The sequence below is a fragment of the Acetivibrio mesophilus genome (assembly GCF_004102745.1).
GTDB classification, from domain to species: Bacteria; Bacillota; Clostridia; order Acetivibrionales; family Acetivibrionaceae; genus Hungateiclostridium; species Hungateiclostridium mesophilum.
On the sequence record NZ_RLII01000044.1, the window covers coordinates 1 to 16,546 of the forward strand.

General features: G+C 37.1%; 13 protein-coding genes and 1 riboswitch. Of the genes, 6 read left to right on the forward strand and 7 right to left on the reverse strand.

Annotated features, from left to right (window positions below):
- The 3 genes from EFD62_RS16410 to EFD62_RS16420 all read right to left on the reverse strand — a co-directional run.
- Positions 1 to 2,050: chemotaxis protein CheA (locus EFD62_RS16410; protein WP_155522917.1), on the reverse strand; the 2,050-nt coding region annotated here is incomplete at its 3' end.
- A gap of 14 nt (positions 2,051 to 2,064) precedes the next feature.
- A complete protein-coding gene (locus tag EFD62_RS16415) occupies positions 2,065 to 2,490 on the reverse strand; it encodes a chemotaxis protein CheW (protein ID WP_172406064.1) in 426 nt (141 codons plus the stop codon).
- Positions 2,491 to 2,536: 46 nt separating this feature from the next.
- Positions 2,537 to 2,890: a response regulator gene (locus EFD62_RS16420; RefSeq protein WP_069195329.1), complete on the reverse strand. Its 354-nt coding sequence runs from the start codon at positions 2,888 to 2,890 to the stop codon at positions 2,537 to 2,539.
- A gap of 770 nt (positions 2,891 to 3,660) precedes the next feature.
- Positions 3,661 to 3,744, reverse strand: a riboswitch (cyclic di-GMP riboswitch).
- 311 nt (positions 3,745 to 4,055) lie between these two features.
- Between EFD62_RS16420 and EFD62_RS16425 the strand changes: the two genes are divergently transcribed.
- Positions 4,056 to 4,616: a tyrosine-type recombinase/integrase gene (locus EFD62_RS16425; RefSeq protein ID WP_069195331.1), complete on the forward strand. Its 561-nt coding sequence runs from the start codon at positions 4,056 to 4,058 to the stop codon at positions 4,614 to 4,616.
- Positions 4,617 to 5,211: 595 nt separating this feature from the next.
- Positions 5,212 to 6,141 carry a helix-turn-helix transcriptional regulator gene (locus tag EFD62_RS16430; RefSeq protein ID WP_069195332.1) on the forward strand — a complete coding sequence of 310 codons (930 nt, stop codon included), beginning with the start codon at positions 5,212 to 5,214 and terminating at the stop codon, positions 6,139 to 6,141.
- On the opposite strand, the gene EFD62_RS16435 is transcribed toward EFD62_RS16430, so the two are convergent.
- Complete coding sequence (locus tag EFD62_RS16435; protein ID WP_069195333.1) at positions 6,117 to 6,671, reverse strand: YbhB/YbcL family Raf kinase inhibitor-like protein; 555 nt, start codon at positions 6,669 to 6,671, stop codon at positions 6,117 to 6,119. The two genes, EFD62_RS16430 and EFD62_RS16435, sit on opposite strands and share 25 nt — an antisense overlap.
- Before the next feature lie 753 nt (positions 6,672 to 7,424).
- Between EFD62_RS16435 and EFD62_RS16440 the strand changes: the two genes are divergently transcribed.
- Entirely contained in the window at positions 7,425 to 10,103 is a 2,679-nt protein-coding gene (locus EFD62_RS16440) for a cellulose binding domain-containing protein (protein ID WP_128706512.1), read from the forward strand.
- Positions 10,104 to 11,031: 928 nt separating this feature from the next.
- Positions 11,032 to 11,952, forward strand: coding sequence for a methylenetetrahydrofolate reductase (locus EFD62_RS16445; protein ID WP_069195336.1), 921 nt, complete (start codon positions 11,032 to 11,034; stop codon positions 11,950 to 11,952).
- A gap of 29 nt (positions 11,953 to 11,981) precedes the next feature.
- Here the strand turns inward: EFD62_RS16445 and EFD62_RS16450 are convergent, their stop codons facing one another.
- Positions 11,982 to 12,797: an undecaprenyl-diphosphate phosphatase gene (locus EFD62_RS16450; RefSeq protein WP_069195337.1), complete on the reverse strand. Its 816-nt coding sequence runs from the start codon at positions 12,795 to 12,797 to the stop codon at positions 11,982 to 11,984.
- A 129-nt stretch (positions 12,798 to 12,926) separates the two neighbouring features.
- Positions 12,927 to 14,336, reverse strand: a complete 1,410-nt coding sequence (locus EFD62_RS16455; RefSeq protein ID WP_069195338.1) for an MATE family efflux transporter — start codon at positions 14,334 to 14,336, stop codon at positions 12,927 to 12,929.
- 260 nt (positions 14,337 to 14,596) lie between these two features.
- On the opposite strand from EFD62_RS16455, the gene EFD62_RS16460 reads away from it, so the two are divergent.
- Together EFD62_RS16460 and EFD62_RS16465 are read left to right on the forward strand one after the other, a co-directional pair.
- Positions 14,597 to 15,016: a bacteriohemerythrin gene (locus EFD62_RS16460; RefSeq protein WP_069195339.1), complete on the forward strand. Its 420-nt coding sequence runs from the start codon at positions 14,597 to 14,599 to the stop codon at positions 15,014 to 15,016.
- On the forward strand, positions 15,016 to 15,480 hold the full coding sequence (locus EFD62_RS16465) for a chemotaxis protein CheX (RefSeq protein ID WP_069195340.1): 465 nt from the start codon (positions 15,016 to 15,018) through the stop codon (positions 15,478 to 15,480). The genes EFD62_RS16460 and EFD62_RS16465 overlap by 1 nt, the downstream gene beginning before the upstream one ends.
- Positions 15,481 to 15,571: 91 nt before the next feature.
- Here EFD62_RS16465 and EFD62_RS16470 read toward each other — a convergent pair whose 3' ends face one another.
- Complete coding sequence (locus EFD62_RS16470) at positions 15,572 to 16,345, reverse strand: carbon-nitrogen family hydrolase (RefSeq protein ID WP_069195341.1); 774 nt, start codon at positions 16,343 to 16,345, stop codon at positions 15,572 to 15,574.
- Between the last annotated feature and the right edge of the window lie 201 nt (positions 16,346 to 16,546).

Below are 16,546 nucleotides of genomic sequence, written 5' to 3' on the forward strand. Positions count from 1 at the left end.
CTATCTTTGAAACTCCTACAACATCCAGTATGCAAGCTACACTTCTATCTCCCAAAATTGTAGCTCCAGAAATACCCTCTACTTTGCCTATATAGGATCCAAGGTTTGTAACAACGATTTCCTGGTTTCCTATAAGTTCATCCACTACAAGTCCAAAACGCTTTTCAGCTATTCCCACCAAGACAATTAGAGTATTTTTTCTCTCTTTACCCCTTGGAATGCCGAAGTAGTCATGCAGCCATATCAAAGGGGTAGCTTTATCCCTTATAACAGCCACTGCTTGCCCATTTATGGATTCAATCTCCGTTCTTGGTTTCCGTACAATCTCAACCACATTGCTCATAGGAAGGGCATAAGTATCATTGTTGATTTTAACTAAAAGCCCTTTTAATATTGCAAGCGTTAGAGGAAGCTTGATTGGCAGTTTAACTATGAACTTTGTCCCACTACCTGCACACGTCTCAACATCAATGATTCCGTTCAATTTTTCAATATGGGTCCTTACAATATCCATTCCGACTCCACGGCCGGAAACATCACTTACCTTTTGCGAAGTCGAAAAACCCGTATGGAAAATGAGGTTTATTAACTGCTGTTCGGTCATTTTTTCCGCTTCTTCCTCTGTAACAATTTGCTTTTTAATGGCGGATTGCTTTATCTCTTGTGCATCAATTCCAGCTCCGTCATCTTCAACCGTTATAATTACATTACTATCCTCAGGTAATGCTGTTACTCGCAGTGTACCTCTTTCGGGCTTGCCCAGCTTTTTACGGATTTCCGGATTTTCAATCCCGTGGTCTATAGCATTCCGTATAAGGTGAATTAACGGATCACTCATTTCTTCCATAATTGTCCTATCTATTTCGGTTTCTCCACCCTCAAGCACCAGATTAACTTCCTTATTCAATGAACGGCACAAATCCCTGACCATTCTAGGGAAGCGGCTAAACAACTGCTCTACAGGAATCATACGGGTTTTCATTATTCCCTCTTGGAGCTCATTGATTAACACCGATACACGGTTTGAGATTCCTATTAAGTCATCAACAGTTTCGTCGGATGGATACTGGTTATATAAGTTGTTTGAGACCTGTGCAATTCGAATCTGTTCGATCACCAGTTCCCCTACCAGGTCCATCATCCTCTCCAGCCGGTCTACATCAATCCTTACAGTATGTACAGCCTTTTTTTCCTCTCCCGCTGTTTTTGCACTCGGCGTATTATCTTTATCCCGTACCCCAACCTCTTCAACCTTCATTTGGAATTGCGAATTTGGGTCAAGATAGGGAAAAACTCTGACTTCGCTTACATCCATCAGGTCATTTTGCGCTTTATGCTCCAACGCATCAGCACTCATTTGGGTAATAGTTAAAAAGGCTACCTTGCTAATATCAGCATTTATTGGAGCTTCAACTACATTTGGAACCACACTTATGACCGTACCCCACTCATTAAGAATGTTCATTATGAGGCAGGCACGGATTGATTTCATCTGGCTATCCTCTAAAATTTTAACCTCGCATACAAAAACATTCTGCCCGATGCTCAAAGCCTGATTTATCTGCTCCTGCTGTTTTGCATCAAGCGCAAATATTGTTTGACTCCTTTGCTCAACTTTTATATTTTCAGCCTTATCCGAATTATTGTTTGGTTTATTTTTAGACAGTATCTCCCTCAATTTAGTTATCACAGGAGTTATCTCTGTCTTAATGTTGTTCATATCAGAAACAAAATCCTGCTTTAACATGTTTAAATAATCCAAACACTCGAAAAGAACATCGATAACAGGTGTGGATATTTCAAGGAAACCGTTACGGATTCTATCCAAAACATTTTCCATTTCGTGTGTAAGAGTTTTCATTTTTTCAAAACCCATAGTAGCAGAAGAACCTTTTAAGGTGTGCGCTACACGGAATAATTCTTGGACCACCTCTGTTGTCTCACCGTTTTGCTCCAACTCTACAATGCCGTTTTCGAGAAGTTGTAGCTGTTCTTCCACTTCGCCAATAAAAGCCCCTATCATCTCCGGACTTTCAAATATGTTAGCCATGCTACACCCCTTCCTTATTCGTGAAGTACCTTATCAATTTTTAGAATGCTGACTACTCCTTCGTCAGTAATACCTATACCCTCAAAGTAGCTGCCATCAATTCCTGCTACCATATCTGGGGGTGGTTGAATGTCCGAAAATCTTATAACCTGATTTACTTTATCAACCACAATCCCAATCATCTCATCCCTGCTTTTTACCACAACAATGCGGGTTTTCTTGGTAGGAGTGTAATTGGCAAGCCCAAACCTTTTATGAAGGTTGGCTACAGGAATGATTTTACCCCGAAGGTTAATAACCCCTTCCAAAAAAGGCTTGCTGTTGTGTATTGAGGTAATACTTTGCATTTTGATAATCTCATATACATCATTGATTTTTATGGCATATTTTTCACCTGCTAATTCATATGCTACATACAGGCTGGTCAAGAGTTCATTCATCATTGTTCACCTCCCTCCAAATATTGAATAAATATTATTAATTTTGTTATAGTTTACTTAATGTTTGGATAACATAATCCTCTTTAAAGGGTTTTACTACAAACCCTTTTGCCCCCGACATGACAGCCTCCCTGACATAAGATTCCTGCCCCATAGCAGAAATCATAATAACTTTTGAATTAGAATCGAATTGCCTTATTTCCTTTAATGCTTGGATACCGTCCATTTCAGGCATGGTTATATCCATAGTTACAATATCGGGCTTTAGCTCCTTATATTTTTTTACTGCCACAGAACCGTTTTCTGCCTCGTCAATTACTTGAAAACCATTCTTTTCAAGCATAGTTTTTAACGATATTCTCATAAAAGCTGCATCGTCGACAATAAGAACTCTCTTCATTAGGATTTCACCTCCTTGTGCTATGTCAAAATCACAAACGGAAAGTAGATGTCAATATCAATAAAAGTTGAAGCCAGTCACCAAAATAAAATCAGGCCATCAATTCATAAAAAAAATAGCCTACAACAAGCAAGGCGGCTGTCATTCATCACCTAACACCTCCGTCCATTTTAGAAATTCTAAGTATTTATATGATCAGACTGCTTCTCTTCTATCGAGAGAAACAAAACTGGAAGGGCAATCTGGCTCCAACTTTGCTGAAAGGTACATAGCCCAATTCATCAAATCAAGAAATTCAAATGTTCTAATCCCTTTGATAACTGGAGAGTCCACTTGTCAGATTCCTTTCCGGATCCGCTTGTTTTCCCACCAATATACTTCCTGATCCCATACGCACAGCAGGTATCCTTCATAATCCAGAAATCTTATGTTGACATATATATTAGATAGTTTTGGTTCCTCCATGGAAATATATTTTGAAATTGTATCGCTGTGTATCCCTGTCCTGAAACTCATTTCCTTGATACTCAGGTCTTGCATGAAGTAGATTTTTCTGATATTCTCTAACTATGCCATCTTAATCATACCTCTCCACCTGTACGATATTGTTCGGATAGCAAATTTGATTGAGGTAGCCTATTTTTTATCGATATGTGTTACAATTTTAGAGTAGCATTAACATACAAAACATAAGTTGCCTACTTGCAGTTCCTATTGATAAGGTCAAAAGTATCGATTAATTCTTTACTCTCCAATAACCAACTATAGCAATTGGCAACCCAGCCATTATTATGTTTTCAAATTAGACCTGTAGCTTTTCGAGCCTATCTTTTGATAAGCTTGCTTTTCTTAATCTACATAGGTACTAATTCAATATTATCTTTTGTTGCCATTTCACTTTACTAATGTAACAATATGCCCATATTGTTACTTTAATAAAGTGAGGAAAGTCCATATATTTAGCATATTTAATATTAATATTATTGTCTTTGCCTTTTTCTTGCATAAAAAACCATGTATCTTTTTAATACTATTTATGATAAATTTATATAAACAGCCACTCGGTTATAATATATTATCAAGAGTGCTTGTGTTTTCGAGTAGTGTTACGGAAGCATCAAATACACTTTAATAATTAACACTTTATTTGGGGAGGGACAGGTTAATGACCGTAGAACCTATTCGTAATAAAGCAAAAATTAAGCAAATGTACTATTATTTAAACGGTAAGGATCAAAAATATGGGCTACTGTTTAAGTTTGGCTTGAATACAGGCTTGAGGATTAGCGATATTTTGCCTTTAAAAGTTAAAGACATTTATACGGTAGATAATCGTTTCCGTGAATATCTTATATTGAAAGAAAAGAAAACTGACAAAGAGAAAAAAATAAAAATCAATGATTCTCTCAAAAAAGAGATAGAAAATTACGTGAAAACGCATAATCTATTGCAAGGAGATTATCTTTTTCCAAGCAAAAAAGGTGGGCATATAGGCAGGGTTCAGAGCTACCGTATATTACGGGAAGCTGCTGAAGCTGTAGGTATTGAGAACTTTGGCACTCATAGTCTACGTAAAACTTGGGGGTATTGGACCTATAAAATGTCCTCCTACAATATCGGCCTTATCATGGATACATTCAACCACAGCTCGCAACGGATAACCTTGCGTTATATAGGTGTAAACCAAGACCAAAAGGATGAACTGTACTCTTTGGTTCAGTTTTGAAGTGGTATAAAGTCCCAAACCATCAGCTAAATAGTTTGGGACTTTTATTAAATTAATAAAAAATGCAAAATATGCAGGAAAAATAAATATCGCGTCGAAATATATATTTTAAAGTAACAATATGGGCATATTGTTACTTTAAAATTCTGGAAAATCCTTCCTCTTCATATAAAGAACATTTTCATAGCGCTTATCGAAGAGCAGAATATTAAGATTGCTGAAGGCATTCAGGATATATTCCATTATTCAATTCTACTTTTTAAATCTGTTTGCAAAAACACCTTTTGATTATACTTGTCTAAATTCATGGAATGTAATTAATTCAAGTGCCAATATCCAAGTCTTTACGAATATCAAAAATATCTATAAAATAGTGATATACTGACGCTGGAGAATTCTCAAAGTCCTCCTACTTTCTTATTAGAATGTTTTTGCATCATCAATAACTTATGATTTGAATTTGGACATTATTCCATACAGAAGAAGTAAGCATTAAGTGCCGGGATAAAGAGGATTTACACAACAATAATTCAACCGGATTGACCTAATGTAAATGCTTGGCTATAATTATATTAAAATAGGGGTAGGGATTAGAATGGACTTATTTACAAGAAGCTACGATAAAAATTGGAACCGGATTGTATACTTAAAAGTATTAGAAAATGGAGAAGCATGTCTTCATCTTAACGATGATCAGACCTGTAAACTAATCCTTTTTCTTGAGGGGAATGCTACTATAACTTACAATCGTCAGACCGCATTTATCATTGCCCCCTCTGTCATTTGCTTGAATCATCGGGATACTATAGAATTTGACAGAATCCCTAACTGCAAAATAATGGTCCTATTCTTTCAACCAATTGCTTTAAATGATCAACTAAAGTACAGCGTATTCCATCCAAATTTTTATCAAAAAATGATTGGAACAACGCTGTTCCAAGATTTAAGCTTATTAAGTTCATTTTATGATATTAACAATTCCAAACGTCAGTTTATCTTACTAGATGCTGTTTCTGCTGTTAGCTTAACGCAATTACTGAACAAGATAAACAAAGAACTAACAGAGCAAGCAGATGGATATTGGCCATGCAGAAGCAGATCTTATTTTATCGAATTGCTCTTTTTCCTAGAGGGGTTAAGCTGTAATGAGTCATTGCAGAATATGAGTATCGTAGTGGATAAGGATAAAAATAATATTGTACATAGCATTGTCCAGTATCTCAATCAAAACATGGATAAGAAAATTACTCTAGAGCAATTAGAAAAAAAATTTGCATGTAATCGAAATCAAATTAACAAAGAATTTCAAAGGGAACTAAATACTACAGTAATGAGGTATTTTGCCCAAATGCGAATGCAATTGGCCAGCATCTTATTAAGAGACACCGAAATACCGATACTTGAGGTTGCATTCAGAGTAGGGTATTCCGATGCCGCTTATTTTTCCAGAGCGTTTAAATTATATTGCGGCTTATCACCTAGCGAATATCGTAATTCCTCTTATTCTACGATATCACCAGCTTGATAAGTTCCGCTTAAAACTCCTGTTGCAAGTATGTTCCCGGTTGACCCTTTGGAGGTATCAAGTGCTGCAATGATCTTATCAAGCGATGGATTTGGATTGTCGAAGTAACCCCCGTAGGAATCCGGAGAGTCCTTTAGGGCAAAAATCATAACCTCATATGTATGAACTCCGCCTGGTGGATAAGGCCCAATGTATTGACTGTTTTCAAGCTCTGCGCCCAGCTCTAGTTCTGTCACTTTGACATCCTTTGCAATCCAGTGGCACCAATTACTTGCTGAGATATCAATCATATAGATGGCATAACAAGAAGCAGTTTCTACTGGCGTCCAAGATAATTGCGGGGGTTTATTTTCACCCAAGGATAATGTGATTACAGATTTCCATTTTCCATCACTGTTCAAGGAAGAAGAAGTAATCTCAATCTCCTCCCCCGGTTTAATCGTCTTTACGGACTGCTTTGGTTTGGAACAAGCAGCAAAGGTTAGAGTCACAAGTGCACATATAATAAGAAATACGGTCAGTCGTCTCATAAAATCCCCTCCCAACTTTTTATTCACTATGAATTGTAATTGAAATTTAGATTATATGGAATAAAAAATCTGCACAGATACTTGGAGAATTTGCACAGATAAACTTAGCTCAAAAGAAACAAACAAGTACCAGAATAAGCAAGGAAAACTACGAGTTCTTGAAGATTTACGCTGCTATAAATAACTTAAAAATTCAAAATTTATTAGATTAAATTATTTAGTCTCATAAGCACATTCTACACCGAATTCGGGACTTTTCGAAGTTCGGAATTTGTTTTGGCCTCTTGGAATGAAATGAAAGAGGCCAAAGCGAAGGGACTCGATGTCCCGAGCTTTTATTTTTAAAGAACAGCCTACTTTATTGACTCCTGAGGTCAAACCATTTCACAATATTTTCATTCTTTCTTCACTTTTTTTCACTCACTCTTTTTAAGAATACTCTATAATAAAACCAGCTAAAAAATGTTATGACAGAAACGGCTACATTGAATACGCGCCAGGTAGTAGAAAATATTGTATTAAGGAGGTCGATGTAACAAAAACTGAAACGGTTATAACCCTACGCCGAATGATGAATCTTAGTTTAACTAAACTTACCTGATAAAATCAATTTTTCAATCGAAAGCAATCAAAATATCACAATATGTTGCATTATAATTACAGCAAAAATACTTTACATTGCAGAATCTTAATGGTAATAACGTTTTATCAGGTGAAACTAACAGAAAATTAATAGCAAAGGAGACCAGTAAAATGAACTATCGAGATATGCAGAAAAAAACACTATTTATATTGTCAGCACTTCTAATTTTTTGTCAATTAACTGCTGCGTTTTCAATAATCCCTACCACCTATTCTTATGCAGCGGGTGACAGCTTAAAGGTAGAATTCTATAATCAAGTTGTATCTCCAACAACTGCAAGTGTTTCACCATGCTTTAAAATTACAAATACAGGCTCGTCCACAATAAACCTTTCAGATTTAAAGCTTAGATATTATTATTCAGTTGATATAATGGATTCCCAGACTTTTTATTGCGATTGGTCTTCAATTGGGAGTACAAATATAACTGGAACCTTTATTAATATGATTGACAGGGTACCTACGGCGGATTATTATCTTGAGATTGGATTTGCTCCTACTGCAGGAGTTATTGCTCCTGGAGGAGTTGTTGAAATAAAAGGCAGATTCAATAAAGCCGGTTGGACAAACTACACACAAACAAACGACTATTCCTTTAATTCAACCGCATCAAATTATGTACAATGGGATATGGTAACAGCATATATTAAAGATGCTTTAGTGTGGGGAACACCACCACAGGATCCAAATCCTACGCCAATACCTACACCTACTTCTACACCAACTCCAACACCAACCGCAAATTATTTTTATGAGGATAATTTTGAAGATAGTATAGATGACGGATGGAAAAGAGCCTCCAGTTCATGGAGTGTAGTGAGTGATGGCAGCAAAGTGTACAAAAACCAGACTAATACAGGTGTATCGTATTCCGTAATCGATAGAATGTATGCCGGTGACTCTACAATGGAAGTAAAATTCAAAGTCAATTCGTGGGGAACTTCCAGCGACAAAGCTGTCGGAATACTTTCTAGAATTCAGGACAATAGAAGCAGCAGTGAAGCTGGATATTATATGTTTGTGGTTGACTCAGGAAAGTTATACATAAAAAAGAAAGCGTATTTGTCATCGAATGTTACAGTAGTAAAAAGTGTTTCACAGACAATTAGTACAGGTACATGGTACACATTAAAAGCAGAAGTGTCCGGTAACACACTCAAACTATATTTAAATGGAACTTTAAAGTTAACTGCCACTGATGAATCATTTAGTTCAGGTAAGTTTGGTGTGTATTCTGAAGGTGCAATTGCAAGCTTCGATAATGTAAAAATAACCGAAAATGATGAAAATAGATTCTTGGTTATTGTAGGAAGCTCCCTTTATAATACAGGATTAATTGATGCTTCCCTTACAACATACCAGCAAGATATTGCAAATGAGGGATGGGCTAATACATTAATAAAAGTGAGCAGTATAAGTGGTGTAACTTCAGATTATGATATTACGGATTGCCAAAGCTTGAAGAGCGTTATTAGAGATTACTATGAAAAAGGGTATATGGGTTTCGTTATAGTCGGATCGTATCCCGATATTCCTGTTGCTTACTGGAGACCTCACAGCGGTGACGATCGAAAACTTATTACCGATTATTACTATGCTGATATAGTAGGGTATGTAGACAGTGATAACGATGGTATAAAAGAGCTTGTTTATGATTGGTTTGATTTGGACGGAGATGGAATATTTGAGGCATATAAAAAGAATGCTGATGGTTCTGAAACACCTTTGATGACTGAGGCTGAAATGATTTATGGCAGAATAGATGCTGCAGGAATAACCTCCGATATAATTGAACAAGCTCAATTGACAAATGCATACTTTTCAAAATTAAGCCTCTTTCGCGTATATGGTAGTAATATGACGGAAGAAGAGTACAACAGTGCTTTTTCTTTCTTAGATTCTGACTGGAGAAATTGGAAGTACAGCTCGTATGATAATAGCAGCAGATATAACGTTTTAAAGGCAGCTTTTAAAAACTTAAAGTTTGTAGCTGATGATGTAGCAACAACTGTAGAAAAATTAGAAAAGGAGCTCAGAAACGGATATTACTTTGCCGAAGTAATTACCCATGGTGAAAGCGATTGGATTCAGATCCATGAATATCCGAATGGTATTGATGGTTATCGTTACTATAATAATGATTTCAATGCAGATAAATTGCTTTCAATGGGATACACAGTACCAAGAGCACATTATATACATTCCTATGGTTGCAATACCTCGCAATATATGGATCCAATGTATGGATCAAATGAATCCCCCAAAGTTATTCCTAATATGGGAGCAACATATTTGTTTAGAAGCTATTATACAATGAATGTAACCGGTGTGTGTGCATCTGTATGGAGTAATTTGGATGAACAGTACTTCCGTGATTTATCGAGCATGAGTATAGGAGAAGCATTTAAAGATTGGGCTAATAGGTGGTACAGTTCTCATTTGTGTTCCGATGTTCCTCCTTATGTTTTGTTGGGAGACCCAACCCTCAAACATTTTATAGAAACACCCTCAAATAAGTGTCCTTGCATCACAAACAATTTTAACGGGTTGAAAGCCAAGGCCGGACAATTGTTTACACTTAATCTGAATGTCATAGATGCGGATTCTCCGAATAGCTCTATTAATGTGGTAGTACCTGTTATGCCCGAAGGAGCTACTTATAACTCATCGTTAAGGAGGATATCATGGACTCCTTCCCTCGATCAGAAAGGAATTTGCAACTTTACAGTAAAGGCTACAGACAGTAGTGGAAATGTATTTACAGAGGACTTCACTGTTTATGTTGAATAAGAACCGGTTGAAAGGCAAAAAAGAAATGCAGTAAATTAGGTTTAAGGTATAATTCTACTAAGTATAATACTGAAGCTGGAGAAATTGCTTAGGATTAAGTTAAAGCAATTTTTCCGGCTTTTTTAATGATCTGAAATAATGAAATTTTTTAATATGTCATTTCAGCATATGTAGTATAAGGCAGGAAGTATTATGCAGCACTCTAATGCTCAAAGCCTTTATGTATGATAGTCATTAAGAAGGGCTAATAAACCAAATAGTCCCATTTAGGAACAGCCTACTTTATTGACTCCTGAAATCAAACCACTTCACAGTATTTTCATTTTTCCTTCACCTTTTTTTCACTCACTCTTTTTTAGAATGCTATATAATAAAACTAATTTACGAAATAGAAGTTCCAATTTTTAGGTCTCTATAGGTTTAGGCATCGCTACTGCTGATGTTGTTAGACTATAAATTATATTGAAACATAATAGAAGAGGAGGTGTGAGTGTTCCAAAATTACTTATCAATTTAGCAACATATGAATCAAAGGATATAGAAGTGTATCTTGACAAAGGATTCAACACAATAAGCTTTTCTAATACTTTTAGAGATAAATGGGTTCCTGATATTAATCTTATAGAAATAATAAAAAATCAATATAAAGGTTTTATATGCATAATTAGAGTCCAACACAAAATGTTGGACTCTAATTTTTGAAAAACGCTGTCGTTAAGTATTTGAACTCTATTTTTTTAGATTTATTTTGATTTATATCTATATCAAAGTCTATACTGGCTTTGCAATCTTCCTTATAAAATGTCTTGTACTTATTAATTAAATTATCTCAATAAATACTATAATGCAACTTAGAATACATTCTGGTATAATATTTTTATCAAAAAACTAATAATAAAGCATATTAAAAGACCTAAAGGAGAGTCAGATGTTAAAGCAAAAGATTTTAGACAGGGAGTCGGGTATTATTACTTACGGAATAACACCCCCTAAGAAAAACAATACAGAGGAAAAAATAAAAGAAATATCCCAGAAACATATTGAACGAATAAGCGGTTTGGACATTGACGGTTTGGTCATATATGACCTTCAGGATGAAAAGGACCGGAATACTGAAAATAGGCCCTTTCCCTTTATAGAAACCGTTGACCCCCAGACTTACAGTGAAAACTATCTAAAAGCTTTAAAAATACCCAAAATCATTTACAGAAGTGTTGGCAAATACACCCCAGATCAGTTTTGTCAATTGATAAGTCCGATTCCCGGTCAGGATGCCTTTTCTGTCTTTGTGGGTGCGGCTTCAAGAAATCAGACTGTGCTGCTAAAATTGTCCGATGCGTACAAAATAAGCCAGGACACAAATCCAGGCCTTGTTTTAGGCGGTGTTGCCATACCTGAAAGGCATATGAAAAACGCAGATGAACACCTTAGAATAATCAGCAAAATCAATAAAGGGTGCAAGTATTTTATTACCCAAGCTGTGTATAATGTTGAGGCGGCAAAGGATTTTCTGTCCGATTATTACTACTTCTCAAAAAATAATAACCTGAAAATGGTTCCTATTATATTTACCCTAACACCCTGCGGCTCAACAAAAACATTGGAATTTATGAAGTGGTTGGGAATCAGCATCCCTAGGTGGCTGGAAAATGACCTGATGAATTCCGAGGATATACTGAACAAATCCGTTTCCCTCTCAAAGTCTATATTTAATGAATTGCTGGAATTTTGTCGTGAAAAAGGAATTCCTGTGGGATGCAATATTGAGAGTGTCTCAGTTCGTAAAGTTGAAATAGAAGCTTCTATTGCTCTGGTAAAGGATATAAAATATATGATGAAGGGAATATAGATTTTTCCATATTCCCTTCGAAAGTATTCTTATCTCACAGCCAAAAAGTAGAGAACAACAATCAATCCCAGTATAATTCTGTAGTAACCGAATGCTTTAAAATCATTCCTCTTGATATATCCTATAAGAAACTTGATGGCGAAAATCGAAACAGCAAAGGCAACAATCATGCCCGTAAGGAGTATAATTAATTCAATCTGCGAAAAGGCGAATCCAAACTTCACCAATTTCAAAAGACTTGCGCCAAACATAACGGGTATTGCCAGGTAGAAGGAAAACTCCGCTGCTATTTCTCTTGAGCAGCCAATCATTATTGCTCCTAAAATCGTTGCACCGGAACGGGATGTCCCCGGAATAAGAGCAAGAACCTGAAATACTCCGATTAATAGGACAGCTTTGTAGCTGAGCTCATCAAAAGTCCTGATTGCAGAAATCTTTGACTTGTTACGGTTCTCCATGATAATAAATAGAACACCATATACTATTAAGGTAATAGCAACCGTTATGTAGTTGTAAAACATTCCATCAATTTTATCATCAAAAGGTATGCCTATCAATGCTGCCGGCAAGGTGGCCGCCAACACCTTAATCCATAAGGAAAAAGTATCTTTTTTTATTTGCACTCCGTCTTTGAAAGAAAAAGGGAAAAGCTTATTCCAGTATAAAACAACCACCGCCATAATGGCGCCAAGCTGTATGACAACCCTGAACATTTCCATAAATTCATCGGACATATTCATCTTTATAAGCTCTTCCACCAGAATCATATGACCGGTACTGCTTATGGGTAGCCACTCTGTAATTCCCTCGATAATACCTAAAATTATCGCCTTAATAATTTCCACGCCACTGCATCTCCCCTATAAATGTATTTTTTATCAATTCAGTATACCGTATATCTGTTTTATAAGTATACCATATAATGCGAGTTTATGACTATAACATTTTTGTAATATAGAACCTCAAGAAAAACCTTAAGAACACGCTTCTATTTCTTTAACCTCTTCGGCTCTGGACTTTATATACTTCCATTTCCCTGAAATGTACCGGAAATATACAATAGCTGCCCTTGTATACTGATCAAGCACCAGAGCTGCCCATGCTCCTATAAGCCCCCAGTGGAAAACGCTTACAAAGATATAGGCAACCAGCACGCGAAAGCCCCATATACCAAAAGCAGATGCGTAAAGCGGGAACATAGTGTCCCCTGCTCCCCTAAGCACACCGGCAAGAGAAAGCTGTGTCGATTGTCCCGGTTGGGCCAAAGCCATTATCTTAAGTACAACACTGGCCATTGTAGCTACTGCCATGTCATCTGTATATAAACAAGCCAAGGGATACGAGAACAAAATAAATACGACTCCCATTAAGCAGGCAACAGCAATAGCCATATGATGTATGATATCGGCATACTTTTGAGCCCTCTTCTCATCATTTGCACCAAGGCACTGTCCCACCAGCGTCGTACCGGCAACACCAAACGCCATACTGGGTGAAAAAGTGAGCCCGCAAATAGTAAGGCCTATCTGGTGGGCAGCAAATATTTGAGTTCCTAAGCTCGAAACTGTACGTGCAAACATCATAAGACCACCCTGAATCACAAATTGCTCCAGTGCCGACGGCAAGCCTATTGAAAAGACTTCCTTGGCGATATCAAAATTTATACGATAGCTGCCCCTAACCTTAATTGAGATAACAGACCATTTTGAGAAGAATACTATATACAGCCCAATTACACAGGCTATAAATCTTGATACAGTAGTAGAAATCGCTGCCCCTGCCACACCCAATTTAGGAAAACCAAACTTACCGAATATAAGTAGGTAGTTCCCGAGAACATTGAAAAGATTACTGCCAACATTGTACAGCATGGGTAAGCTTGTTTCCCCAGCTCCCCTCAGAGCAGCTGTAACCCCCATATTAACTGCCTGGAATACCAGTCCGGCAGATACTATTTGGAAGTATGCGGTAGCATCCTTCATTGTATCGGCCTCTGCTCCCATAAATACTACCGTGTGATGTGCCAGAGCAACTCCTACCGCACCTACAATAATTCCCATAATAAAGTTTAGCGCAATAGTCTGCCGGGCGACTGTATTAGCCTTTTTCACATTGCCAGCCCCAATGTTCCATGCCACAATGGTGGTTGTACCCACGTTAACAGCCGAAAAGATTGCCAATAAAAGCATAAAAGGCTGATTGGTAAGTCCAACGGCAGTTATCGCTGCTGGGCTGAGCCGTCCCACCATAATCATATCAATCATACCAAACATAGTTGACATAACCAGTTCTATAAATGCAGGCCACGTGAGGGATATTACCTCTCGTCTCATCTGCTTCGAATAACTCTGGGATTGGCCATGTTTACGTAAAATCTTAAACACTAAATTACCTTCTTTCTTTATGTAACGTTACTATTATACTCTCCGTAATGATAAACTTCAAATATATTATACGAGGTATATTTTTCCCTATAAAATAGTTCAATTAAATTACCGAAAAATAATTCGATACACAAAAATATGCTGTTTGACTAATCTTAAAAATTTCAGGAAAGCGCATTTTAGGTGTGTACATAGAATTGGAAAAGGCTTTTGGTACAGGATTTAAGGTCAAATTATTATAAAGAAAGCGAGGGATTCGAATGATGTGGAAAGATAAATACAAAATCGGCGTAGAATTAATTGACGAGCAGCATGAGGAGCTTTTCAGACGTGTCTCAGAGTTTACCAAGATTATTCGAAGTGAAGAAGATTGGAATTCCAGGATCGACAAAGTAAAGGAAACAATGGACTTTATGAAAGACTATGTAATCGACCATTTCAACGAAGAGGAAGCCTATCAAGCCAAGATTAATTATCCTGAAATTGAAATTCATAAGAAAGCTCATGCCAGTTTTAAAGAAGGCGTTGACAACTATATCAAGATTTTCGAGGAAGAGGGCTTTAATGAGGATAGGATACAAGAATTCGGCGGTAAGCTTATGACCTGGCTCATTATGCATGTCGGCAATATGGATCAGAAGATTGGAGAATATGTGAAAAGCAAAGGAGGACAAATCTAATGAAAGTAGAATATGTAAACTCCTTTTACAAAGCAGCAAAAGATGTATTTCAATTAATGGTTGATATAGACCCCCAAAGAGGGGATTTGAAATTCATAGAAAATATATCCAATGATAAGGATGCAAATGTTGAACTTGGAGTAATTGGAGATTTAAAAGGAACAATCCTCTTTAGCTTTCCAAAAAACATGACTCTGGAAATGGTGAAAATTTTGTCCGGCATGGAAATGGATAAGATCGACAACTTTGCATCTTCAGCCCTGGGGGAAATGGCAAACATTATCGGAGGAAATGCATTGACTCTTTTGGCACAGCATCACTACACCTGCGATATTGTACCGCCGCAGATTTTTATAGGTGAGTACAAACCACATCCTATAGACAGCGATAAAGCTTTGCTGTTGCCTTTATTGACTCCTATCGGCGAATTTGATATCACCATTCTTTTGAAAGAGAATAAATAGAAAAGTCAATTTAACTATTATGCACCCCCTTTCAGTTCAGGGGGTGCAATTAGTTTGACGCTGTATCCGTTACAATAGGGAATGCTCTCATTTAAAACAACGATCTATAAAACTCTGTCCGTCGATCCATGCGCACTGGGAAGTTATCTCTAATATCCTTCACATTATGCTCTATATCTGCATATATAACTCCTTCCTTGCCCTCGATTCTTTCAATGATATCTCCATTCGGATTAATCACACAGCTGTCCCCCGAGTATTCGAGTCCCCCCATATTTCCCACACAATTTATACCCAGGACATATACCTGATTTTCAATTGCTCGTGCCTGAAGCAAACACTTCCAATGTTCTCTTCGCTTTTTTGGCCAGTTTGCAGCAACAATCACAATTTCAGTTTCATCACCAAGTGCCTGAAAAATAGTCGGGAAACGCAAATCATAACAAATAAAAGAGGAAATTCCAAAGCCCTGCACCTTACAGGTCGACAACTTATTTCCCTTCAGAAAATACTGCTCCTCATGTGCTATACTGAACGGATGTATCTTGACATAGTCGGAAATTTCATCACCTTTTTCATCGATTAACGTGTAATGGTTCTCCGCTTTTTCCTTGGCAGCTTCTACCCAACCAAATCCAATGCTAATTTGATGGCTTTTGCTCATCTTCCTCACTCTATCTTTGCTTTCCTCATTATCTTCCTTCGTAAGTTGTATATTCATCGAAAAACCTGTAAAGCTCATCTCCGGTAAAAGAAGAAGGTCTGTACCATGCTTTTTTACTTCTTCCATCACCTGCTCCAGCTTTTTGAAGTTTTTCTCCTTGTCTTCCCACGCTATCTCCATTTGGTATAATGCAACTCTCATACATTCTCCTTTCTATTGCAGCATCTGAGAAGGTAAATAACAGGATAGATAATATAGTCTACTTGAGAATAAAAAATCATAACCACCCGTCAAACGGGTGGTTTGCTCTTGCCCTATAAGGGCATGTTACTTGGCAGAGCCTAAAAGGCTCACTGAAGGTTTCGCCAACCGCACACCTTCACAAACCACCCCTAAAGGGGT